19 protein-coding genes and 1 riboswitch are annotated in these 21971 nt (G+C 55.6%); of the genes, 12 read left to right on the top strand and 7 right to left on the bottom strand.

Features of this window, described 5'->3' with window-relative positions; genetic code table 11:
* Positions 1-7 precede the first annotated feature (7 nt).
* Genes ACFSO0_RS01950 through ACFSO0_RS01940 form a run of 3 tightly spaced genes read left to right on the top strand, consistent with a single transcriptional unit; the run spans position 8 to position 3187 of the window.
* Entirely contained in the window at positions 8-1171 is a 1164-nt protein-coding gene (locus ACFSO0_RS01950) for a mannitol-1-phosphate 5-dehydrogenase (RefSeq protein WP_376875556.1), read from the top strand.
* A 16-nt stretch (positions 1172-1187) separates the two neighbouring features.
* Complete coding sequence (gene ptsP / locus ACFSO0_RS01945; RefSeq protein WP_376875553.1) at positions 1188-2915, top strand: phosphoenolpyruvate--protein phosphotransferase; 1728 nt, start codon at positions 1188-1190, stop codon at positions 2913-2915.
* A 14-nt stretch (positions 2916-2929) separates the two neighbouring features.
* Positions 2930-3187: an HPr family phosphocarrier protein gene (locus ACFSO0_RS01940; protein WP_376875550.1), complete on the top strand. Its 258-nt coding sequence runs from the start codon at positions 2930-2932 to the stop codon at positions 3185-3187.
* A 155-nt stretch (positions 3188-3342) separates the two neighbouring features.
* Here ACFSO0_RS01940 and ACFSO0_RS01935 read toward each other — a convergent pair whose 3' ends face one another.
* Positions 3343-5022, bottom strand: coding sequence for a sulfatase family protein (locus ACFSO0_RS01935; protein ID WP_376875547.1), 1680 nt, complete (start codon positions 5020-5022; stop codon positions 3343-3345).
* Between the two features lie 128 nt (positions 5023-5150).
* Positions 5151-6206, bottom strand: a complete 1056-nt coding sequence (locus tag ACFSO0_RS01930; protein WP_376875544.1) for a YeiH family protein — start codon at positions 6204-6206, stop codon at positions 5151-5153.
* Positions 6207-6342: 136 nt separating this feature from the next.
* Here ACFSO0_RS01930 and ACFSO0_RS01925 point away from each other — a divergent pair, with 136 nt between their 5' ends.
* Positions 6343-7239, top strand: a complete 897-nt coding sequence (locus ACFSO0_RS01925; protein ID WP_376875541.1) for a LysR family transcriptional regulator — start codon at positions 6343-6345, stop codon at positions 7237-7239.
* A gap of 214 nt (positions 7240-7453) precedes the next feature.
* Positions 7454-8899, top strand: coding sequence for a cardiolipin synthase (cls, locus tag ACFSO0_RS01920; RefSeq protein ID WP_376875538.1), 1446 nt, complete (start codon positions 7454-7456; stop codon positions 8897-8899).
* Positions 8900-8998: 99 nt separating this feature from the next.
* Here the strand turns inward: cls and ACFSO0_RS01915 are convergent, their stop codons facing one another.
* Positions 8999-10615 carry a M20/M25/M40 family metallo-hydrolase gene (locus tag ACFSO0_RS01915; RefSeq protein ID WP_376875535.1) on the bottom strand — a complete coding sequence of 539 codons (1617 nt, stop codon included), beginning with the start codon at positions 10613-10615 and terminating at the stop codon, positions 8999-9001.
* 57 nt (positions 10616-10672) lie between these two features.
* On the bottom strand, positions 10673-11413 hold the full coding sequence (locus ACFSO0_RS01910) for an IclR family transcriptional regulator (RefSeq protein WP_376875532.1): 741 nt from the start codon (positions 11411-11413) through the stop codon (positions 10673-10675).
* 394 nt (positions 11414-11807) lie between these two features.
* A riboswitch (purine riboswitch) is annotated at positions 11808-11907 on the top strand.
* 51 nt (positions 11908-11958) lie between these two features.
* On the opposite strand from ACFSO0_RS01910, the gene ACFSO0_RS01905 reads away from it, so the two are divergent.
* Positions 11959-13392, top strand: coding sequence for an NAD(P)/FAD-dependent oxidoreductase (locus ACFSO0_RS01905; RefSeq protein WP_376875529.1), 1434 nt, complete (start codon positions 11959-11961; stop codon positions 13390-13392).
* Between the two features lie 93 nt (positions 13393-13485).
* On the opposite strand, the gene ACFSO0_RS01900 is transcribed toward ACFSO0_RS01905, so the two are convergent.
* The gene (locus ACFSO0_RS01900; RefSeq protein ID WP_376875526.1) at positions 13486-13899 is read right to left on the bottom strand and encodes a MarR family winged helix-turn-helix transcriptional regulator; all 414 of its coding nucleotides are present in this window, start codon (positions 13897-13899) and stop codon (positions 13486-13488) included.
* Between the two features lie 232 nt (positions 13900-14131).
* Positions 14132-14749: a DUF3298 and DUF4163 domain-containing protein gene (locus tag ACFSO0_RS01895; RefSeq protein ID WP_376875523.1), complete on the bottom strand. Its 618-nt coding sequence runs from the start codon at positions 14747-14749 to the stop codon at positions 14132-14134.
* A 172-nt stretch (positions 14750-14921) separates the two neighbouring features.
* Between ACFSO0_RS01895 and ACFSO0_RS01890 the strand changes: the two genes are divergently transcribed.
* The 6 genes from ACFSO0_RS01890 (at position 14922) to ACFSO0_RS01865 (ending at position 21340) form a co-directional block, all read left to right on the top strand.
* A complete protein-coding gene (locus ACFSO0_RS01890; RefSeq protein WP_376875520.1) occupies positions 14922-16397 on the top strand; it encodes a methyl-accepting chemotaxis protein in 1476 nt (491 codons plus the stop codon).
* Between the two features lie 29 nt (positions 16398-16426).
* Entirely contained in the window at positions 16427-17146 is a 720-nt protein-coding gene (locus ACFSO0_RS01885) for a nucleoside phosphorylase (protein ID WP_376875517.1), read from the top strand.
* A 224-nt stretch (positions 17147-17370) separates the two neighbouring features.
* A complete protein-coding gene (locus tag ACFSO0_RS01880; protein WP_376875514.1) occupies positions 17371-18090 on the top strand; it encodes a glycerophosphodiester phosphodiesterase in 720 nt (239 codons plus the stop codon).
* 114 nt (positions 18091-18204) lie between these two features.
* Complete coding sequence (locus tag ACFSO0_RS01875) at positions 18205-18366, top strand: hypothetical protein (protein ID WP_376875511.1); 162 nt, start codon at positions 18205-18207, stop codon at positions 18364-18366.
* Between the two features lie 610 nt (positions 18367-18976).
* Positions 18977-19576, top strand: a complete 600-nt coding sequence (locus tag ACFSO0_RS01870) for an SET domain-containing protein (RefSeq protein ID WP_376875508.1) — start codon at positions 18977-18979, stop codon at positions 19574-19576.
* A gap of 96 nt (positions 19577-19672) precedes the next feature.
* Complete coding sequence (locus ACFSO0_RS01865; RefSeq protein ID WP_376875505.1) at positions 19673-21340, top strand: glutamine--tRNA ligase/YqeY domain fusion protein; 1668 nt, start codon at positions 19673-19675, stop codon at positions 21338-21340.
* Positions 21341-21483: 143 nt separating this feature from the next.
* Here ACFSO0_RS01865 and ACFSO0_RS01860 read toward each other — a convergent pair.
* The coding region (locus ACFSO0_RS01860; RefSeq protein ID WP_376875502.1) for a transposase at positions 21484-21971 on the bottom strand (488 nt) is incomplete at its 5' end.

The following is a 21971-nucleotide window of genomic DNA, read 5'->3' as shown; positions in this document are numbered from 1 at the left end:
CGTTTCCATGATCGCGGTACACTTTGGAGCAGGAAACATCGGACGAGGATTTATCGGGCAGCTCTTGAATCATGCGGGCTACGAAGTCGTGTTTGTGGATGTCAATCAGGCGCTGGTCGATGAATTGAACCGCCGACAGGCATATGATGTGCAGCTCGCGACACCGGGTACGCCGGTATCTGCGGTGCGCGGGGTGCGCGCCATCAGCGGGCAGGACACCGAGGCTGTGGCCCGGACGATTGCCCAGGCAGAGCTGGTTACGACCGCAGTCGGCCCGCATATTTTGCGACACATCGCCGGTGCGATCGCACAGGGCATTTCCTTTAGGTTGAAAGAAGAGAATGTGCGGCCGCTCAACATCATCGCGTGCGAGAACATGATCGGCGGCAGCGCGGAGCTGAAACGTCATGTCGATGAATATTTGACGGCAGAGGAGCAGGGAAAGGCGAAGGAACTGATTGCTTTCCCAAATGCCGCTGTGGACCGGATTGTCCCGCTGCAGCAGCATGAGGACAAACTGCTCGTGACCGTCGAGCCGTTCTTTGAATGGGTGGTGGATCAATCGCAGATCGTTGGCGAGACGCCTGCCATCGAAGGAGTCACGTACGTGCAGGATCTGGCTCCGTACATCGAGCGCAAGCTGTTCACCGTCAACACCGGACATGCTGTCATTGCTTATCTGGGTTATCTGTACGGGTATGCGACCATCGACGAAGCGCTTCGGGACGAGGAGATCCAAAGCGCTGTCAGAGGAGCCTTGCAGGAGACCGGGGCGCTCTTGGTCGAAAAATATGCTTTCGAGAAGAAAACACACGCAGCCTATGTCGAAAAGATTTTGGGACGTTATGCCAACCCGATGCTCGGGGACAACGTCACACGGGTAGCGCGCTCGCCAATCCGCAAGCTGTCGGCAAATGACCGCCTGGTCGGTCCTGCCCTGCAGTGTGTGGAGCGCGGCCTGTCTGCGCACAATCTGGGCCTCGCGATTGCGGCAGCCTTGCTGTTTGACTACGCGGAAGACCCAGAGGCACAGCAGATTCAAGCCGCTCGCAAGCAGCAAGGCGTGGAGCATGCATTGCGCAGCTTCACAGGCATTCCTGAAGGGCATCCGCTGGAACAGATCGTGCTCGAAGCGATTCGTTCCCTGCAGGAAAAAGCCGGTACCCAATAAGCTAGGAGGAGCATCGATGTCGCAAACAATCACTGGTGTGAAGGCTTCGGCAGGTATTGCCATCGGGAAGGTGTTTATGCTGTCCACCCCCGATTTTGAGATCAAAACGACCTCCATCGAAGATACGCAAGCGGAGATCAGACGTTTTCAGGATGCGCTGGACAGGGCGAAAGCGGAGCTGCAAGGAATCGCCAAGCATGTCGAGGAGAGCATGGGGGCGGACAAAGCCGATATTTTCAAGGCGCATCTTCTGGTGTTGGAAGATCCGGAGTTGGTGGATGCCATCCAGTCCAGGATCGAGCAAGACCGGGTCAACGCGGAGAGTGCGCTGGATGAAGTGGCATCCGGTTTCATTCTGCTCTTTGAACAGATGGACAACGAATACATGAGAGAACGCGCGGCCGACATCCGCGATGTGACCAAGCGCGTGATGGCCCATCTGCTCGGCGTGGAGTTTGCCACTCCTGCCGACCTGAAGGAGGACGTCATCGTCATTGCTGAAGATTTGACGCCGTCGGATACAGCGCAGCTGGATCGTCGGTATGTCAAAGGCTTCGTGACTGACATCGGCGGACGGACGTCTCACTCCGCCATCATGGCCCGTTCCCTGGAGATTCCCGCAGTGGTCGGCACGAGAGAAATTACGCGACTGGCCCGCACCTCGTCCATGATGATCGTGGACGGGCATGAAGGCATCGCCATTCTCGATCCGAGCGAAGAAGAACTGGCGGCCTACTCGCGCAAAAGAGCGGAAGACGACGCGCGGCGGGAAGAGCTGGCGAAGTTGATTCACCAGCAAACGGTGACAGTGGACGGGCACCACGTCGAGCTGGCCGCGAACATCGGCAGCCCGCAGGACCTGGTTGGCGTGCACGCGAATGGGGCGGAAGGCGTGGGGCTTTTCCGCACGGAGTTCCTCTACATGGGACGCGACAGCTTCCCGACGGAGGAGGAGCAGTTCCAGGCGTACCAAGAGGTGCTGAAGCAAATGGACGGCAAGCCGGTCGTCATCCGCACGCTCGACATCGGCGGGGACAAACATTTGTCCTATCTCGATATGCCGGAAGAGATGAACCCGTTCCTTGGCTTTAGGGCCATCCGCCTCTGTCTGGACAATCAGGAGCTGTTCCGCACGCAGCTGCGGGCCTTGCTGCGAGCCAGCGTGTACGGCAATCTGAAAATCATGTTCCCGATGATCGCGACTCTGGAAGAATTCCAGCAGGCCAAGTCGATCCTGGAGGAAGAGAAAAAAGGGCTGCAGGATCGCGGGATCGCCGTCTCCGAACAAGTGGAGGTAGGGATCATGATCGAGATTCCTGCCGCAGCCATGATGGCTGACCAGTTGGCGGAAGCAGTAGACTTTTTCAGTATTGGAACAAACGACCTGATTCAGTATACTATGGCTGCGGACCGAATGAACGAACGGGTCGCGTACCTGTACCAGCCGTATCATCCGGCCGTCCTGCGCCTGATCCACCAAGTCATCCAGGCTGCCCATGCCAAAGGCAAATGGGTGGGGATGTGCGGGGAAATGGCCGGCGATCAGGTCGCCATTCCGATCTTGCTGGGAATGGGCCTGGACGAGTTCAGCATGAGCGCCTCCAGCATTTTGCCGGCTCGTCGTCTGCTTGGCCGCATGAGCAGAGAAGAGGCGGCAAAACATACAAGGACCATTCTTTCGATGAGTTCGTCCCGGCAGGTAGAGGAGTTTGTTCGGAGCACATTCGTTGAAATCGACAGCTAAGGAGGTGTAACCAGATGGAACAAAGAAAAATCGTCGTTCAGCTTGCCCAAGGCTTGCATGCCCGACCAGCGGCTACGTTTGTGAAAGTCGCCACTTCGTTTGCAAGTGAAATCAAACTCGTCAAAAAGGAAAAAACGGTCAACGGCAAAAGCATCATGGGCATCATGGCGGCAGCGATCGCCAAAGGCGAGGAAATCACGCTGATCGCTGATGGCCTGGATGAAAAAGAAGCGATCGAAGCGCTGGAAAAAGTGCTGCTCAGTCAGGAATAGCCCGTATTCGCGGCAAGCAAGGGGCTGTCCAAAAAGGGAAAAATTGTAAACGTTTTTGAACGGCAAAAGGGGCGTCTCAAAGTCAAAATATTGGCTTCGGGACAGCCCCTTTTTTGTAGGCGCAGCCTGGCAACCTCATGGTCTGCCTCTACGCTTCACTGCTGACCGCTGAACCGGGGCGTCAGCCTTTTTTGCCTGCGCTGTTCGTCCAGCAGCTCTGCCATTCGTTGGCGGACGGGCTCGGTCTTGGGGGTGGCGTAGACAGGGGAAGCGAGGTTGAACACTTCCAGCGGGTCGTCGGTCAGATTGTACAGCTCGTATTCGTCAGGGACCGCGGGGCAGGCATCGCCGGTCTGTTCGCCGGAAAAGTAGCGGGAGTATTTCCAGACCGTCTTTTTCTGGTCGAAGCGCACGTAAGCGATGACCGTCTCGACCTGGTTCGGGGGAATGACGGATTGGTAGGGCTGTCCGAGCAGGCTGACCTGGTGCTGGCCTTTGGTCACATCGTCATCCGTCATGAAGTAAAGGGGCTCATCCAGCCGCTGCGGCGTGCCCGTTCCCAGGATCAGGGGGGAGAGGTCGCGGCCCACCGGAGGGCGCACTTCGCTGTGGGTCTGCGCAAGCTCCTTCTGCAAAGCAGCCGGATCGGCACCGATCAGTCCGAGCAGCGTCGGGAGCAGGTCGACGTGACAGCTAAGCTGCTGCGTCACTTTTGGCACCGGAAAGAGGAGAGGGTTGTGAATGATGAGCGGCACGTGGATGACCTCTTCATAGGCACAGTACCACTTTTGATGCAGATTGCCATGGGCACCGAGCAGGTCGCCGTGATCGGCGGTGAATACGATGATGGTGTCCCGGTAGAGCGGCGAGTCGGCGAGCGTCTGGAGGATGCGCATGATTTGCTGGTCCGCATTTTTTTGCAGCTGATAGTAGATGCGGCGGTAAAAGGCATGGTCCGTGATGGGCTGAAAGGCATGCGGGTAGACGTCCCGGTAGCTCGCCTGGCAGCGGGGCTTCGTCCGCAGCGTTTCCCGCTGGGTAGGCGGCGGCTCGACGTGTGGTACGGTATCCTCGACGTGAAAGCGAAAGAAAGGCAGCTGCGAGGCAATATCGCCGAACAGCACGATGTCATGCGGATTGACGAACGACGCGACGAGCAGCCAAGGCTGGATCTCGCTTTCGGGGGAATGCTGCTGCTTTGCTGCAAGCTGGCGGAGCAGGGAAATGACATCGGAGCTGTAGACGACGTCGCGGCCGTTGACGCCGAATGCCGCAGACGATCCGCTGTTGTGGGGAGCACCTCCGGCAGGCTCCGGTCCGATCCAGCCGGAAAAGCCGTAGCCGTCCAGGCGATCGGCCTGCAGGTACAGCTGCTCCAGCCCGGGGGCGGGAATGCCGGTGCCGCGCTGGTAGCTGGGAACGGATTGATGCGTGCCGGGTATGGAGATGTCCGCGTTGGAAATATGCCATTTTCCTTTGTAATAGGTGCGGTAGCCGGCGGCCCGGAAGTAATCGCCCAAAGTCGGGACAGTGTTGGGGTCAAGCCAGAACATGTCGCTGTCCGCAGGCCTTTTGGCGGCCCCGCTCGTCTGGCTGACGCCGTGCAAGGACGGGTATTGCCCGGTAAACAGCGTGGCCCGGCTGGGACAGCAGGCTGTGGAAGACACGTAGTGGCTGATAAATTCCAGGCCGTGGCTGCGCAAAAAGCGATGCGCCTGGAGCTGCTTTTTGCTCCATGCCTTGATCGCTGGTCCTTCATAGACGGGGGGATAGCGTTCCTCATCGACGAGGATCAGGAGTATGTTGGGGCGTTTCCGCAGCGGGCGTGTTGACATGGCGACAGCCTCCTTTCCGGCAGACGCTACCATCATACGAGCGGAGCGGCTGTCCTAAACCAAAAAATTCGCCGAAATCACTGTTTCGGCGAAGGAAAGGGAAGACAGCGGCTGGCACAAGGCATGTGCTAGAGGAGCCAATACGACAGGACAGACAGCAGGACAGACGTGATCGACATGGCGATCAACGGGCGGGCGGCTTTGGTGCATAGCGCGCGAAGGTTGACATTCAGGCCGAGTCCGACCATCGCCATCGTCAGCACAAAGGTAGTGACTTGCGAGACGCCGTTCTGAAAGCGCTCGCTCACGGAAATGTGCGGTCCCAGGACGTAGCTGCCCAGGACACTCATGGCGAGGAAGCCGAGCAAAAACCACGGAAACTCAATTTTCGCCCCGTCTTGTACATTGCCGGTGCGCTTCCTCCTGTACATGAGTAGAAAACAGAGCGGGACGAGCAGCAGGACGCGCCCCAGCTTGGCGAGCAGGCCGATTGCCAGGCCATCCTGTCCGGCAGGGGCGGCCGCCAGGGCGACGTGTGCGATCTCGTGCAGGCTGATCCCTGACCACATGCCGTACTCGACAGGGAAAAGAGGCAGATAAGGACGCAGCACAGTGTAGAGGATAGAGAAGACCGTGCCGACCAGCGCGATGATCCCGACACTGATCGCGGTGTCTTCTTCCTTGGCTTGCAGGATGGGCGATACGGCGGCAATCGCTGCGGCGCCGCATACCCCGGTGCCGATGCCCAGCATGAGGGAGAGCGATGGATCGGCTTTCAGCCATTTTGCCAGGAGGACGGTGAGCAGGATGGCAAAGGCGATCGCGCCCGCATCGTAGACGAGCAGCCCGAGACCCTGGTGCAGCACGACGTCGATGTTGAGCTTTAATCCATACAAGATGATCGCCAGGCGCAGCAGCCGCTTCGCGGAGAACTGAATGCCGGGCCGGATCGCTTCGGGATACCCCCAAAGCTGCCGGTAGGCGACGGCGATCAGGATGGCACAGGCCAGCGGGCCGACCCGGTCAAAGCCCGGTATGTTGGATAGGCCGAATCCGAGCAGTGCAAGCAAAAAAGTAAACGCGACTCCGCCGATCCAGTGGGAGCGGGGGGATGCTGTTGCGTCTGTTTTCACAGCTGCGGAGCTTCGGTCAATCGGCAGGTTTTCTTTGATGTGAGCAGCCATGTTGACGAACTCCTCTCGCGTTGTTTCTTTATATCAGCGTACTGCATGTATTATCATAAGGAAAATAAATCATCTGCATGGCTATGATAAGTAAAATGGTATAATTAAAGGACAACCAAACGCGGGAGGGTAGACAGTGGATCAACAATTGCGCGTTTTCGTGACGGTAGCGGACCGACAGAGCTTCTCTCGGGCGGCGGAGGAGCTGCATATGACGCAGCCTGCCGTCAGCCAGTACATTTTGGCGCTGGAGCGGGCCATCGGGACGAAGCTGCTGGAGCGAACCAACAAGTACGTCCGGCTGAATCGTGCAGGCGAGATCGTGTATCACCACGCCAGAGAAATTCTCGGCCTGTACACGCGCATGCAAAGTCTGGTGGACGACCTGATGAATACGCCGAGCGGCCGCCTGACCATCGGCGCGAGCTACACGTACGGGGAATACGTCCTGCCCCATGTGGTCGCGACAATGCGCAAGCACTACCCTGCCGTCACGCCGACGATCACGATCCACAATTCGGCCGTCATCGCAGAGCAGGTCGCGAATCGCCAGCTGGATGTCGGCATCGTGGAGGGGGAGTACGTCGATGACAAGATGTGCATCGAGCCCTTTGCCGATGATCGCATGTACCTGATCGCTTCGGCGCATCATCCGCTGGCTGCCAGGGAGAAAGTCGAGGCCGCCGAGCTCGAGGGCGAGACGTGGATCGTGCGCGAAGCAGGGTCCGGAACACGCGAAGCGGCGGAGAAGATGTTCCGCCAGTTGAACATCACGCCGGCGAAGCGCATGGAATTTGGCAGCACACAGGTAATCAAGGAATCGGTAGAGGCGGGACTGGGCATCAGCCTGCTCTCCTATTGGGCCATTCGCAAGGAGCGCAAACTGGGAACGCTCTGCACGCTGAAAGTACCGGGCACACCTGTCACCCGGCATTTTTCCCTGCTGACGAAAGCAAATGAGTTTCATACGAAAGCGTTGGATATTTTTATGGATCTCATCCGCAATCATGTGCCGGAGGGGGCCCATACGTGAAGCGGTCGCAACTTCCTTTCTGGTCTCTCGGTAGGGGAGTTGTTTTCGTTTTTGCCAGGCGGCGTACACTCGCTGCGTATAGGAATGGCACTGCGAATCGAATAAGTGAGCGAACCCGTGCGCGGGTGTGCGACAGCCGTTTCTTTACCGCCTGGATGAATAATGGGACAGAATGGTGTAAAATGGGAGAAATCCTCTAAATGGATGTGGGGTCATGTTGTTGCTCGAACAAATCGTCGCGGTTATTTCCATCGGCAATCTCATGCTGGCCGCTGTCCTCATCTTTATGGAACGGCGCAACATTGCGGCTACCTGGGCCTGGCTGATGGTGCTGCTCTTCTTGCCGGGGGTCGGCTTTTTGATTTATCTGCTCTTTGGCCAAAAACTAAGCAAGAAGAAGCTGTACCGGCTGAAGGAGGGGGAGTTCTCCCACTTCCGGGCAGCTATTGACAGACAGAAGCAGCTGCTCGAGAGCGGCAACCTGAACGTGAACGACCCCGCCATGGAACGGCACCGCGATATGATCTACATGAACGTGGTCAGCGACGGGGCGTATTACACGCAAGACAACTCGGTGCGGATTTTTACGGAAGGGAACAGCCTGTTTGACGACATGCTGCAGCAGATTGAACAGGCGCGCGAGCACGTTCACCTTATGTATTACACGATTCGCAACGACGAACTCGGGACCGATCTCATGAATCTGCTCGTCAAAAAGGCTTCGCAAGGCGTGAAGGTCAGGTTGCTGTACGATGCGGTAGGATCAGCGGGCATCCCGGCGCGGTTCTTTCGTCCGCTGCTCGCAGCGGGGGGAGAAGCCGTAGCCTTTTTCCCGGCTGCTTTTTCTTTTATCAACTTTCGGGTCAATTTCCGCAATCACCGGAAGCTGACGATCATCGACGGCAAGATCGGCTACATTGGCGGCTTCAATATCGGAGACGAATACTTGGGCAAGAAAAAGCTCGGCTATTGGCGAGACACCCATTTGCGGCTCGAGGGCAAAGCCGTCTACATGATGCAGGCGCGTTTCTTCCTCGACTGGAATCTGTCTTCCCCGAAGCGGATGGAGGAATCGCTGACGTATTTTCCGGAGATGCACGGTATGGACAAAGGGATCGGAATCCAGATCGTCTCGAGCGGCCCCAATTCCGAGAAGCAGCAAATCAAGCACGCCCACCTGAAAATGATTTACAAGGCGCGCAAAAAAATCTACCTGCAGACGCCGTACTTCATCCCGGACGACAGCATGTTGACCGCACTCAAAATGGCGGTCATGTCGGGCGTGGATGTGCGCGTCATGGTGCCGGGGAAGCCGGACCATCTGATGGTGTTTTGGGCGACCCATTCCTATTTGGGCGAGCTGCTGAGAAGCGGGGTGCGCTGCTTTTTGTACGAAAAAGGATTCATGCATGCCAAAACGATCGTGGTCGACACACAGCTGTCTTGCGTGGGAACCGCCAATATCGACATCCGCAGCTTCAAGCTCAACTTCGAGACGAATGCCTACCTGTTTGACACGCGGATGGCGCAAAAGCTGGAGGAGCTGTTCATCGCCGATCTCGCCGACTGCCGGGAAATGACGATGGAGGAATACTTGAACCGGCCGATGCGCTCGCGGATTCAGGAATCGCTGACGCGGCTGTTGTCCCCGATTTTGTAGCGCACATCGCAAAGGAAATAGCGAAATGAAATACCCGCACCTGGCATCATCAGCCGGGGAGCGGGTATTTTGCGTGGGCGCATGTGCTTTTTTCGCCAACTATTGCAACAAGGAGTGAATGCAGCGCGGCAACATGTCCAGGAGCGTGCCGAACGCGTAATCGACATCGAGCCGCTCCGTCCACTGGTGAGCGTCCCGTCCGATTGGCCCGAGGTTCATGACAGGCACATCGAAGGCTTCCAGCTCGTGCAGCGGGATAGAATAGCCCCGATCCCACATCGGCATGTTCGCCACGAGCGGCTGCATCGAGGCCGCCGGGTATTGCAAGCCTACGTAGCTCAAGTCGGAGATGCCGCCGAAGTAATGCTGATGGACCAGCGTGACCTGGTGCTGCCCCTGTGCGTAGGCTTCCATCTCCGCCACGGTTCGCTGTATGGCCTGATGCTGGCGGGAGCTGACTGCGGGGTAGAACGGCGGCGCAAAGAACAGGACGATCATCGGGGACAGCTCCTTGCACAGGATCGCCAGCTGGTCGACCAGCTCGATGGTCAAGTCGCGGTCGTCCTTGCCGCACCGGTTGGCGACCACTTCGGCCTGGAGGCGGTTCAGCCGTTCCTCGCCGTAGGTGCGCACGGCATACATGTGCAACTGCTCGTAGGTCATCACCCGAATGGACAGGTCGCGCGGTGTGAACGGCGCATTTGCGACAAACTGGCTGACATGTCGGACATACGTCTGGCGGATTCGCTCCGCGACGCGTTCGGCTGCTGCGAGAAGCGGCTGCACGACGTCCTCCATCCGTTTTTCCAGCAGGAACAGGTTAAACAGGGTGACGGCGCGGTGCGGGATTTGCACGGAATATTCTTTTTTCAAGTCCTTCTGCAGCAGGTTGGTAGGCGGAGGGGAGGCTTCCCCCTCGACGATCTCGCAAAACGAGGTGTTCAGCTCCAGCTCGCAAGTAAGCTGGGAAGCCATAAAATTGCCGTTCAGGCCGGCAAAAGGCTCTCCCACATGCGTTTCCTTTCCGTAGCAGAGGAAGCCGGGCAGCACCTTGCCGATAGAGCCGGTGTACAGGTACTTGTTCTGGTCGCCGGGAAAGCGGGTGAACATCGGCTCCGAGTTCAGGACAGCCTTGTAGTGCAGGTCGTATTCTTCGGCGAGGGCGAGCAGGGCGGGGACGGCAGCGCGCATCCCGACGGAGTTGACCTCCTCGTCCGGAACGGTCAGCAGCAAAAGATTGCCGTCGAACTCCCCGGCGCATGCGCGCTCGATCATCGACATGTGCAGGGTGAGACCGCACTTCATATCCATCGTCCCGCGGCCGAACAGCCAATTGCCGCTGTGCAGGTCGCTTTTGACCTCGGCCGGCATGTCGGCGGCATTTTGCTGAAACAGCGGAGTGAGGGTCTGGGGATCGAACGCATGGGTGCGCCATGTGCCGTAGTCTTCCACATCGACGACATCAAAATGGCTGACGAGAATGACCGTGTCACGGACCCCCTCCTTTTTTGCGAGCGCCGTGACGAAGTGGCGTCCATCCTCTGTCGGATTGGCGCGTACACGGTCGGGATGAGCCTGAAAATAGGGCAGGGTGCGCAGCTGCTCTACGACATAGCCTGGCAGCTCCTTTTCCGCCGCAGAACCCGTCACGCTCGGAATGCGGACCAGACTGCACAGAAGATCAACCAGCTGTTCTTTTGTTTGCCATTTACTCATGAAAAACGCCTCCATTTTCCGCAATATGAAATGTGTTTCCGCATTGTGGATAAAAAATTAAGGAAGTCCGCCGATTTTCAGCGAGATTTCCTTTGCGCCCAGTTTGGCTTGCTCGATCAGAAGCGCCAGCCGTTCGTCGGTAATCCGGTAACTGGGAACGCCAATGCTCAAAGCGCCTGCTACTTTGTGGTTGTGGCCGATGATCGGCGCGGCGACCGAGGCGGTTCCTTCGGTTTTTTCGCCGTAACTGACGGCGTAGCCGTTTTGCCTGATGAGCGGCAGCCGCTCCAGCAGTTCCCGCCGGGCTTCCGCCTCCGGGATGAGCTGGGCTGCGATGCTTGCGGCTTCCGCAGGGTCCATATTGGCCAGCATCGTCTTGTTCGCCGCGCCGATGTGCAGCGGAATCCGCTCGCCCAGATTGTCGATGATCCGCACCGTCATGGGACCCTCTACCCGTTCGAGGACGATGGCGCTCGTACCGTGCGGGATGCTTAAATAGACGGTCTCTTTCACCTCGGAGGCGAGACGCTCCATCACCGAACGGGCGACTGCGCGCATATCGATCTTGTCCAGCAGTTGCAACCCGATCTCCATCCAGGTGTAGCCGAGCTTGTACTGCTTCGTCTCCGGGATCTGCATGATGAGCCCGTATTTCATCAAGGTACTGATCAGGCGGTGGACCGTACTTAGCGGGAGTGCCGTCCGGTCGGCGATATCCGAGATCGACCAGCTCGACTTGTTTTCGTCAGAGATCAGGACGTGGATGATGCTCATCGCCCGATCTATCGATTGTACCAACGTGTTTCCCCCTATGCTCTGCCGCGCAGGAGCGCAAGTGAAAGGCGCTCGGGCAGGATCGTTCTTGCTTCAATCTATCAGAATTTTTCAGACAGTTCAATATGCTCGCCGCATCTGTTACCTCTTGTCTGCAGGCACGTTGTACTCCATTTCATGAAATGGGAGCCGAGCGGGCGAAAGCAGGCAGTGATCTGTTTGTACGGGGCGGATTGTGGCAGGAGTTTTTGGGGGAAATCCGAACGTTCGTATTTAATGTTCGGATTTTCTTTTTGAACTTGCTGATTGTGTACAACTTCAGGTGTAAATTTTTTGTAAACACGAATAAATGGGTGTATTATTATTGACATGATTCACATAACCCGTTATGATTCAAATGGTTGATAGACCTACAACTGGCTCGATGAATCTCGCAATTCGTATATCCTCAGAAATATGGTTTGAGGGTCTCTACAGGGAACCGTAAATTCCCGGCTACGAATGGGGTTGTTCTGACACACCCTGTTCGTCGGCCGGGAATTTTTTATGCTCACGAGGGGGAAACGAACATGAAGAAGTATGATGTGATCGTGGTGGGAGCAGGTCCGGCAGGGATATTTACGTCTTATGAGCTGACGCGAAAATGGCCGCAAGCCAAGGTGCTCTTGATTGACAAAGGGCACGACATCTACAGCAGGCGCTGTCCGATTCTCGAGGAGAAAATCAAGCTCTGTCCGCCGCCTGCGGGCAAGAAAGACTTCGCGGGCTGTCTGCCGGCCTGTTCCATCACCAGCGGTTTTGGCGGAGCGGGAGCGTACAGCGACGGGAAATTCAACATTACCACAGAATTTGGCGGCTGGATGACGGACTACCTCAGCCCATCCACTGTCCTGAATCTGATCAAATACGTCGATGCGATCAATCTGGAGCACGGGGCCACCGAAGTCATTACGGACCCGACGACAGAGACGATCAAAAGCATCGAGCAGCGCGGATATGCAGCAGGTCTCAAGCTGCTGCGGGCACAGGTGCGCCACCTTGGTACGGAGCAAAACCTGCAAATTTTGCAGTCGATCTTTGAATACCTCAAGGACCGCATCGACATGCTGTTCAAGACCGAGGTCGAGGACATCCTCACAGTCAAGGAGCAGGACGGCCACCGCGTCAAAGGCGTCGTGCTGAAAAACGGGGAAGAGTACGAAAGTGGCTTCGTGGTCATCGGACCGGGCCGGGACGGTTCGGCATGGCTGACCGATATTCTGAAAAAGCGCCGCCTCAAGATGTACAACAATCAGGTGGATGTCGGGGTGCGCGTCGAGACGTCCGACATCGTGATGCGGGAAATCAATGAGCATTTGTATGAAGGAAAGTTCATTTTCAATACATCCGTAGGCACGCGTGTCCGCACCTTCTGCAGCAATCCGTCCGGCCACGTCGTCGTGGAAAACCACAGCGGGGTCATGGCGGCAAACGGCCACTCGTACAAAGATCCGGCGCTCGGCTCGACCAATACGAACTTTGCGCTGCTGGTTTCGCACACCTTTACGGAGCCGTTCGACAAGCCGAACGAATACGCCAGGGAAATTTGCAAGCGGGCGAACGACCTGTCAAGCGGCGGGGTCATCGTGCAGAAGTACGGCGATATTTTGCGCGGCCGCCGCTCTACGGAATCTCGCATCCGCGAAGGATTCCTGGAACCTACGCTGAAAGAAGCCGTGCCGGGCGACCTCGGCCTGGTGCTGCCGTACAACACAATGAAAAGCCTGATCGAAATGGTGGAGGCACTGGAAAAAGTGACGCCGGGGATCGCGTCGGAGCACACGCTGTTCTATGGGGTCGAAGCGAAATTTTACTCGGCTCGTCCGAAGCTGACGGAAGAATTCGAGACCGAGATCAAAGGCCTGTTCTGCGGCGGAGACGGGGCAGGGATTACCCGCGGTCTGGCGCAGGCAGGTGCGGCAGGCGTCTGGATGGCGCGCAATATCGTCAAGCGGATGCAATAGCGCAGCCGGGCAAAAAGAAAAAGGCTTCCCTTTCCGATAGCGTCTGGTGCGCGCCGGGAGAGGAAGCATTTCTTGCGGAAAGAGCGGGTTGGGTCAGATGCTGGTCAAATTTTCGTTCATTTTCTTCAGGACGCGGTTAAAGGTCGCCAATTCGTCCTCGGATATGTCGCGCAGGGCGGCTTGTTCGAGCTGGACGGCGGCCTGTAGCCATTCCGGGAATTTTTCCAGCGCTTGCGGCGAGAGCGACACGTAGCGCTCCCGTTTGTCCTCGCCTTCTGCGCGGATGACCCAGCCCAGTTCTTCCAGACGGGTCAGCGTCCGGGTAATCGTCGGCGCCTCCACGTGAAGGTAGTTGCTGATTTGAACCTGTGTCAACGTGTTGCGGCAGTACAGGCACATGAGGATGGCCCATTGCGAGCTGTACAAGCCCATGGGCGAGAGCACGCCGTTCAGCTTTTTGCTGAAAAATCTGGCAGTTTGACTGACTTTATGTCCGTAATATTGCATGAGTATCCTTCCTCCGAAAAAGCGGGTCCGATATGCCACACACATTCTTGCTTGCGTAAATATGTACAAAAAACATACTAACAGCTTCGATTGTATAAGTAAATGCTTATCTGGCTGTTCAAAAACAACGTACCGACCCGGCAAAGGAAAAGCTGGTGCCGATCGATGAGCGCATCAGCTTTTTCTTTGTCGTTAGTTTGTCTTTGCCGCAAAACGGAAGCGGCCTTGGCAGTCAGTCAGCCGCCAAAATGCTGAGTGGACCTGCCTCGTTGATGATCGGCTCCAGGTCGTAGACGGAAATGGGAAACATGGGGAAGCCGACGTAGTACGGCGTGATTTCATAGAGCTGAAAGTAAATGACCAATGTCTTGTCGGCGAGATAAAAATCCTGGTCGGGCTTGATCGTCGTAAAGTCGCCTAAGGTCGGAATGTTTCGCTGCTTGATTTGCCTTTTGATGTTGTCAGACAGGACGGTGATGTAATCGCTGCCCGGTTTGAACAGGTCTCTGAGAGCAAACAGCTTTCCCGTATCCACATCAGCGGAGACAGATCCAAGGAAAGTCATCCCGTGAGCCATGTGCGGGGTGTAGGCGTAGTTGTTCATGGTGGCGCTGAAAATGCCGCGCTGGTTGTTTTTGATCTCGTAGCTGCCCTGCATCTGGGTATTTCCTTCTGTCTGCACGCGCTGCTGCTCATGGATCAGTCCCTGAACGGTCTGCAGCAAGGACCGGTTGATTTGCTGTTCGGCCTGGCGATTGGCGAGTCCCGACAACTGCGGGTAATAGATGGTCGTATTCGGCCGGGTAATCGTACGCGTCAATACGGTGACGGGCAATCGGTTCAATTCCACTTGTGTTAGTCCTTTCTTCTCTGAAATAGGAATCTGTCATGTCAGCTTATTCGGAGGTGGGCGAATCGGTTTCTGTATTTTTGCAGTTTTTTCACGTGTACAGGGACATTTCTCCAACTATAATGGGAGAAGAATCCGATATAGAAAATAGACAAGATAAGGAGGGGGCAAAATGATTCAGTTGGTGCGAAACACCTTGACCAACAAGGAAGGATTCATGATTTTTGTTCTTTGGAATCATTTGTGGATGGCTGGGCTGATCGCATACCAGGAAAATGTGAATTTCTGGAAGATCATTTCGTTTGGCCTTCTGGTGACGTTGGTTGTATCGGCATACTATTTCATTCGCAAAGACAGTATCGTGATTCGCTATCTTGTTGCCATCGGACTTATGTTCTACGCTATTTCCTTCGATCATTTCAGTTCGGAGCAGGAAGTCGCTTTTCTCGCGTTTATCGTCATGGGTTTTTTGGCGGCCTATCTGGACTGGAAGTTGGTCGTATTTGCGGGGGTCGCCCAGATCCTTGCGACGCTGATCGGCTTTTACACAGGCACTTATCAGATTTTTACGGGAGATTACACCGAGATCAATCTCGCCGTGCGCATCGTGGCGATTCTGATGATGCTCGCTGCAGTGACGTACCTTTGTCAGGCCGGACAAGCCTCGTTGAACAAAGTGAATGCGGCGCGGCGGGAAGCCGAGGAGAAGGAGCAGCGTCTGGCGGAAATGCTGGAGCACATCCAGATGATTACAGAGCAGCTGGACCGCACGACCGAGCATGTGCATGAACATGCGGAAGGCACCAAGCGCAACACCGATGACATGATGATCGCCTTCAAGGAAGTGGCGACCGGGATGGAATCGCAGGCGAACTCGACGGTGAAGATCGAGGAGGAAGTGCAGTCGATCGACCAGGAGATCGTCGCAGTCACGTCGCAGACGAATACGATGAAGAGCGAGTCCGAGCAGAGCAATCAGCGCCTGGAGGAGAGCATCGTGATGATGCAGGAGCTGTCGGGGCAGATGGAGCAGATCGTTTCCGCTGTCACGATTGCAGCTTCGACCATTCACCAGCTCAATCGCCAGGCGAACCGCGTCGAGGAAATTGTGGGGGCCATCAATCAGATTGCCACACAGACCAACCTGCTGGCGTTGAACGCAGCGATCGAGTCGGCGCGGGCCGGCGAGCACGGACGGGGCTTTGCCGTCGTAGCGGATGAAGTGCGCAAGCTGGCCGAGCAGAGTGCCACTGCGACCCAGGAAATTACGGAAATCTTGAAGTCTTTGCACCAGGAAAGCGAAAATGCGGTTCAACACATCAGCACGGGCGAGGAATCTGTCGCCAAAGGTCAGGAGCTGGCGGTCAAAACAGTTGCCTCGATCGAAGCCGTGCGCGCAGGGATGGTCACGTTCCTGGCGGCAGCCGAGCATGTACGCTCCAGCATGGACCGCGTCAAGCTGCGCTCCGGGGAAGTGGCGGGCGAGATGTCGACCATTACTGCCGTCACGGAGGAGTCGCTGGCGAATCTGGAAGAATTGTTCGCCACGGCAGAAAATCAACACCAAAAAGTGCGGGAGATCACGGAGGAGTTGGGCGAGCTGACTACGCTGTCCCGCCGCTTGCAGCAGTCGTTCCAGAAGAAGTAAGCAGTTAGAATCGAAGGAGTCTGATTGAGGTGCTGACCAATTTGAAGATCGACCCCGCGCTGCTGCCCGAGCGCGTCATCGTATGCGGAGACCCGAAGCGTGCCGCGCTGATTGCCTCCAGGCTGGATCATCATCGTCCGCTGGGGGAAAACCGGGAATATCACAGTTACGCGGGAGAATGGAAGGGCGTGCCGGTGGGCGTCGTCAGTCACGGTGTAGGCTCGCCGGGCGCGGCGGTCTGCTTCGAGGAGCTGGCCAAGGGCGGCGCGAAGGTCATCATCCGCGTCGGAACCGCCGGGTCGTACCAGCAGGAAATACAGCCGGGCAGCCTCGTCATCAGCACCGCCGCTGTCCGCCAAGACGGCTTGACCAGCCAGATCGTGCCGCCGGGCTTTCCGGCCGTGGCTGATCGCCGGGTCGTCGAGGCGCTGGCGCAAGCGGCCAGGTCCAGCCAGTCCGGCTTGCACATCGCAGAGGGCATCACACTGACGCTGGATGTGTTCTACAACGGCGTGCTGGATTTTCCGCACAAGCTCTACCAAAAGGCAGGTGTGCTGGCAGTAGAGATGGAAAACTCCGCCCTGTTCGTGATCGCCGCCCTGCGGGGAATAAAAGCAGGTGCCATCTTGGCGATTGACGGCTTCGCAGACGCAGACCTGCTGCAAGACTACAACCCCCACACAGAAACGCTGGCCAAAGCCGTCGAGGCCGAAGCCCTGATCGCGCTCGATGCGGTCATTCGGGTATAAGCGGCTATACATGAATAAAAGAAATTTTGGACAGACTGGTCTGTCCGAATGAAGCTGCCCCTCCTGCCAAAATGCTGCGGGAGGGGCGGCTTTTTCCATGTCGGCGTCTGTGAAAGTCCCCTCCTGTCTTTTTGTCACGCACAAAAGGAATTTCTCGCAAGACATTGAAAAGATGGGCAAGGACTTCAAGTCGTCGCATAAGGATAGATAGGGAGGGAACGGACATGAACATTTGCATGGCACATCGCGGCTGGTCGGGCAAGGCGCCGGAAAATACGCTGGCGGCGATCCGGCTTGCCCTGGAAGAGCCGGCGATCCGGGCGATGGAGATAGATGTGCAGCTGTCCCGCGACGGCGTTCCTGTACTGATTCACGACTTTACGCTCGAGCGCACGTCGAACGGCAAGGGGCTCGTCAAAGACCACACGCTGCAAGAGCTGCGCGAGCTGGACGCAGGCAGCTGGCTGGACGAGAAGTTCGCAGGAGAGCGCATCCCGACGCTGGACGAGGCACTGCAAGCCGTAAAAGGCCGCTGCACGCTGAACATCGAGCTGAAGGCGACGAGCGACATGTACCCGGGCATCGCGGAAAAAGTGCTAAAGCTAATCGAGCGGCATGACATGAAGAGACAGGTGTACATCACGTCGTTTGACCATGACCTGATCCGTCAGGTGCGGAAGCTGGATGCGGACGTCACGACCGGCCTGATTGTGTACGGGCGCCCCGTGCTGATGATGGAGCAGCTGCAGGAGGCAGGAGCGAGCGTTTTGTCCATGGGTTATCCGTATTTGACCCGCGAGCTGGCGGTCGAGGCGATCGAGCGCGGCTGCCAGGTGATCGCGTGGACGCTGGATGATCCCGAGCACATTCGCACAGTCATGGCGTGGCACCCGGACGTGCAGATTTGCACGAACCACCCGGATCGGATGCTGGCACTGGCATAAACAGGACAGGGGACGGCAAAAGGCCGCCGGAGCGAATGTGAAGTGCACCCTTTAAAGTAGACATTGGAAAAACCCCCAGGGAAATCCGATGTAACTTTAGGGGGTGCATTTTTCATGGCAATCAAAGGACATATTGAGGAAAAATGGACATACCGTCAAATCACCGAGCATTTCCACATCCAAGATAAAGATCGTGTAAAGAAGTGGATGCGGACATACAAGCAACTTGGAAAGTTTGGATTGCTGGATCAACGTGTCTACAAAATGGGGTCTTGACCGCACATCATAAGGGGCTATTTTCCCAGTGTAGAGAATAGTGGTAGTTGAATACTATTTATTTTCGAGGAAAATTGTATAATTAATACAGAGAAAACAATTTTAGGGAGTGGTGGGAATTTAGCTCTCGTGATAAATCAATTGGAGGTAATTTATATGTCAAACAAACATATTGCTATTTTGCTTAGGTTAGCATCTGTTATTTTAGCATGTGTAGGTTATTACATACTAGTTAATAGTTCACAACATGGCTATATGGAATTCATGTTTTATTTATCAGATTCACAAACTAACGTTAGTTCTTCCCCTAGTACATTTAATATTTTATTAGAAGCCTTTATTAAGCAATACCAATTAATCGGATCTATATTATTAGTCGTCGGAATATTTCTCACTCTTAAAAAATAGGTGGAACAACATTTTGTTTGGCATGTTATTACAAATTATAAAAAAGCTCCACTTGCCTGTTAAGTGAAGGGCCCTCCAATTGTTAGACACACCTAACAATTGGAGGTATTTTCCTCGGATTTTTGAGTCATTCGCACACCTCCTGCCGCCGCGCTGCTTATGATAGGAAAAAGGCAGCTTCGCCAAGGAGTGACACAGGGCCATGATGCATCCCGATACCGAATTGCGCTATATCAACGATCAGATCGGGTACGGTGTGTTTGCCACCAAGTTTATCCCCAAAGGCACAATCGTTTGGGTACTGGATGACCTGGATCAGGTATTGGAACCGTCATTTGTGGAAAAACTGGACCCATTACGAAAGCAGGAAGTGCAAAAGTATTCGTTTAGAAACCAGTTTGGCCAGTACATTCTCTGCTGGGATAAGGCGCGGTATGTGAACCACAGCTTTCATGCGACATGCGTAGCGACGATGTACGACCTGGAGCTGGCAGCGCGAGATATTCATCCCGGCGAGGAGCTGACGGACGATTACGGAACGTTGAACCTGGATGAACCCTTTGACTGTTTCCCGGAAGCCGGTACCGACCGTTCGCGGGTGATGCCGGATGATTTGCTGCGTTACTATCGGCAGTGGGACGAAATCGCGGCAGGGGCGTTCGAGCATTTTAACCATGTCAAGCAGCCGCTGAAGCATCTCATCCGTCCCGAGCACAGGGAAAAGCTGAACGCCATCATGGAGCATCGCATGCCTCTCGACTCCGTGATCCAGCTTTACTATAAGCCCCCGTCGAAAAAATGACAGGAAGGGAGACTTCATCGGGCCGGCCTACGGCCCGATTTTGTTGAACTATGTCAGGAGAATCAGTATTATGGAATGTAAAGGTGAAGTGAAAGGTTGATTTCGTTGGAAAATAAAGTGGCGTCATCCAATTTTATCCGCAATATTGTGATCGAAGATTTGCAAGAAGGCAAAGTAAAAGAAGTCATTACCCGTTTTCCCCCGGAACCGAACGGGTATCTTCATATTGGACATGCAAAGGCGATTTGCCTGAACTTTGAACTGGCGCGCGAGTTTTCCGGGAAAGCCCACCTGCGCTTTGACGATACGAATCCGCTCAAGGAAGACACAGAGTATGTCAACGCAATCAAAGAAGACGTGAAGTGGCTCGGCTTTGAATGGGACGGGCTGTTCTTTGCTTCTGACTATTTTGAGGAGATGTACAATCGCGCGGTGGTCCTCATCAAAAAAGGAAAAGCGTACGTGGACGATCTGTCTGCCGAAGACATGCGCAAATACCGCGGCACGTTGACGGAGCCTGGCGTAGAGAGCCCGTTCCGCAACCGCTCGGTGGAAGAAAACCTCGATTTGTTTGAACGGATGCGCAACGGCGAATTCAAGGACGGAGAAAAAGTGCTGCGCGCCAAAATCGACATGGCTTCCCCGAACATCAACATGCGCGACCCGGTTCTGTATCGCATTTCCCATGCGACGCACCACAACACGGGGGACAAGTGGTGCATCTATCCGATGTACGACTTCGCCCATCCGCTGGAGGATGCCATCGAGGGCGTGACCCACTCGCTCTGTTCGCTGGAGTTCGAGGATCATCGCCCGCTGTACGACTGGGTCGTCGCCGAGTGCGAGATGGAGCATGTGCCGCGCCAGTACGAGTTCGCCCGCCTGAATTTGACCAACACCGTCATGAGCAAGCGGAAGCTGAAACAGCTCGTAGATGAGAACATCGTAGATGGCTGGGACGATCCGCGCATGCCAACCATCGCCGGATTCCGCCGTCGCGGCTATACGCCTGAAGCGATCCGCAACTTCGCCAGGGAGATCGGGGTGGCTCGCAGCAACAGCACGGTCGACGAGAAAATGCTGGAGCACTTCATCCGCGAAGACCTGAAGCTCAAGGCACCGCGCACCATGGCGATCTTAAATCCGCTGAAGGTGGTCATCACCAACTATCCGGAAGGCCAGGTCGAGATGCTGGAAGCGGAGATCAATCCGGAAAACGAAGAAATGGGCAACCGGCAAATTCCGTTTTCCCGCGAGATTTACATCGAACGGGACGACTTCATGGAAAACCCGCCGAGCAAATACTTCCGCCTCTTCCCGGGGAACGAAGTGCGCCTGAAGCACGCCTATTTCATCAAATGCAACGACGTTATCAAGGATGCGGACGGCAATGTGATCGAGCTGCACTGCACGTACGATCCCGAGACCAAGAGCGGCAGCGGATTTACCGGACGGAAGGTAAAAGGGACGATCCATTGGGTAGAGGCCACCCAGGCGGTTCCTGCCGAATTCCGCCTGTACGAGCCGCTCATTCTCGACGAGGAAGACAGCGAGGGAACGTTCCTGGAAAACATCAATCCGAACTCCCTCGAAATCCTGAATGGCTTCGTAGAGCCAAATATGAAAGAAGCCAAGCCGCATGACAAATTCCAGTTCTTCCGCCACGGGTACTTCAACGTCGATCCGAAGCATACGACGGCTGACAAGCTCGTCTTCAACCGCATCGTGTCGCTGAAGAGCTCGTTTGAACTGCCAAAAGGATAAGAAGCGCCAAACGCTGCTGGCACGGGAAACTGTGCCGGCAGCGTTTTTCATTTTGGGCAGCGGCTTGGCGCAGCCGAATTTTACAAGAAAAAGCTCTTCACCGTAAAACGTGCTTGATCTCCCTCTATCGCAGTTTTTCGTAGTTATGTAGCCGGTTTACACTCCAGTCTAATGCGAATCTTGAATCTCTCTAGATTGCGGTAGCCGTAGGCTCTTCGTTTGATCACCTTCACTTTGTTGTGTGTCCCTTCAATCTTGGCATTCGTTACCCGAAAGGAAAAATAATTCTGAATGGGCTCTCTCCACTGGACAATCGTTTTGGCAATGGAACGAACCGCAGGAGTCGGAGAATAGAGATGGTCGTCCATCCATTTCTGAAGTGCTTCCTCGCCTGCCTCTTGGGTTTGAACGGCATACACGGCTCTGATGTCTTGAAGAGCAAAGTAGAGTCGTTTGAGATGTGGATCTTCTGCTAACCAATTCTTCAGTTCCTGAAGCTCTTCGGGCTTCAACTTGTCAGGGATCGTATGGAGCAGGCGTTGTTCATGTCTGCCCCGACGATGTGTTCCACGAGCATGAGTGCGTTTTCGGGTAGCTTCCAACGCTTTCGAGAAAAGCTGGATCACGTGAA

The organism is Brevibacillus sp. GCM10020057, from assembly GCF_042683565.1.
In the GTDB taxonomy this organism is placed as follows: Bacteria; Bacillota; Bacilli; order Brevibacillales; family Brevibacillaceae; genus Brevibacillus.
This window is presented reverse-complemented; position numbering and strand designations above follow the sequence as displayed.

Excerpts from the sequence above, each read along its gene's own strand:
- ACFSO0_RS01950 (WP_376875556.1), top strand. The coding sequence starts at position 8 with ATGATCGCGGTACACTTTGGAGCAGGAAACATCGGACGAGGATTTATC.
- ptsP (WP_376875553.1), top strand. The coding sequence starts at position 1,188 with ATGTCGCAAACAATCACTGGTGTGAAGGCTTCGGCAGGTATTGCCATC.
- ACFSO0_RS01940 (WP_376875550.1), top strand. The coding sequence starts at position 2,930 with ATGGAACAAAGAAAAATCGTCGTTCAGCTTGCCCAAGGCTTGCATGCC.
- ACFSO0_RS01935 (WP_376875547.1), bottom strand. The coding sequence starts at position 5,022 with ATGTCAACACGCCCGCTGCGGAAACGCCCCAACATACTCCTGATCCTC.
- ACFSO0_RS01930 (WP_376875544.1), bottom strand. The coding sequence starts at position 6,206 with ATGGCTGCTCACATCAAAGAAAACCTGCCGATTGACCGAAGCTCCGCA.
- cls (WP_376875538.1), top strand. The coding sequence starts at position 7,454 with ATGTTGTTGCTCGAACAAATCGTCGCGGTTATTTCCATCGGCAATCTC.
- ACFSO0_RS01915 (WP_376875535.1), bottom strand. The coding sequence starts at position 10,615 with ATGAGTAAATGGCAAACAAAAGAACAGCTGGTTGATCTTCTGTGCAGT.
- ACFSO0_RS01905 (WP_376875529.1), top strand. The coding sequence starts at position 11,959 with ATGAAGAAGTATGATGTGATCGTGGTGGGAGCAGGTCCGGCAGGGATA.
- ACFSO0_RS01900 (WP_376875526.1), bottom strand. The coding sequence starts at position 13,899 with ATGCAATATTACGGACATAAAGTCAGTCAAACTGCCAGATTTTTCAGC.
- ACFSO0_RS01890 (WP_376875520.1), top strand. The coding sequence starts at position 14,922 with ATGATTCAGTTGGTGCGAAACACCTTGACCAACAAGGAAGGATTCATG.
- ACFSO0_RS01880 (WP_376875514.1), top strand. The coding sequence starts at position 17,371 with ATGAACATTTGCATGGCACATCGCGGCTGGTCGGGCAAGGCGCCGGAA.
- ACFSO0_RS01875 (WP_376875511.1), top strand. The coding sequence starts at position 18,205 with ATGGCAATCAAAGGACATATTGAGGAAAAATGGACATACCGTCAAATC.
- ACFSO0_RS01870 (WP_376875508.1), top strand. The coding sequence starts at position 18,977 with ATGATGCATCCCGATACCGAATTGCGCTATATCAACGATCAGATCGGG.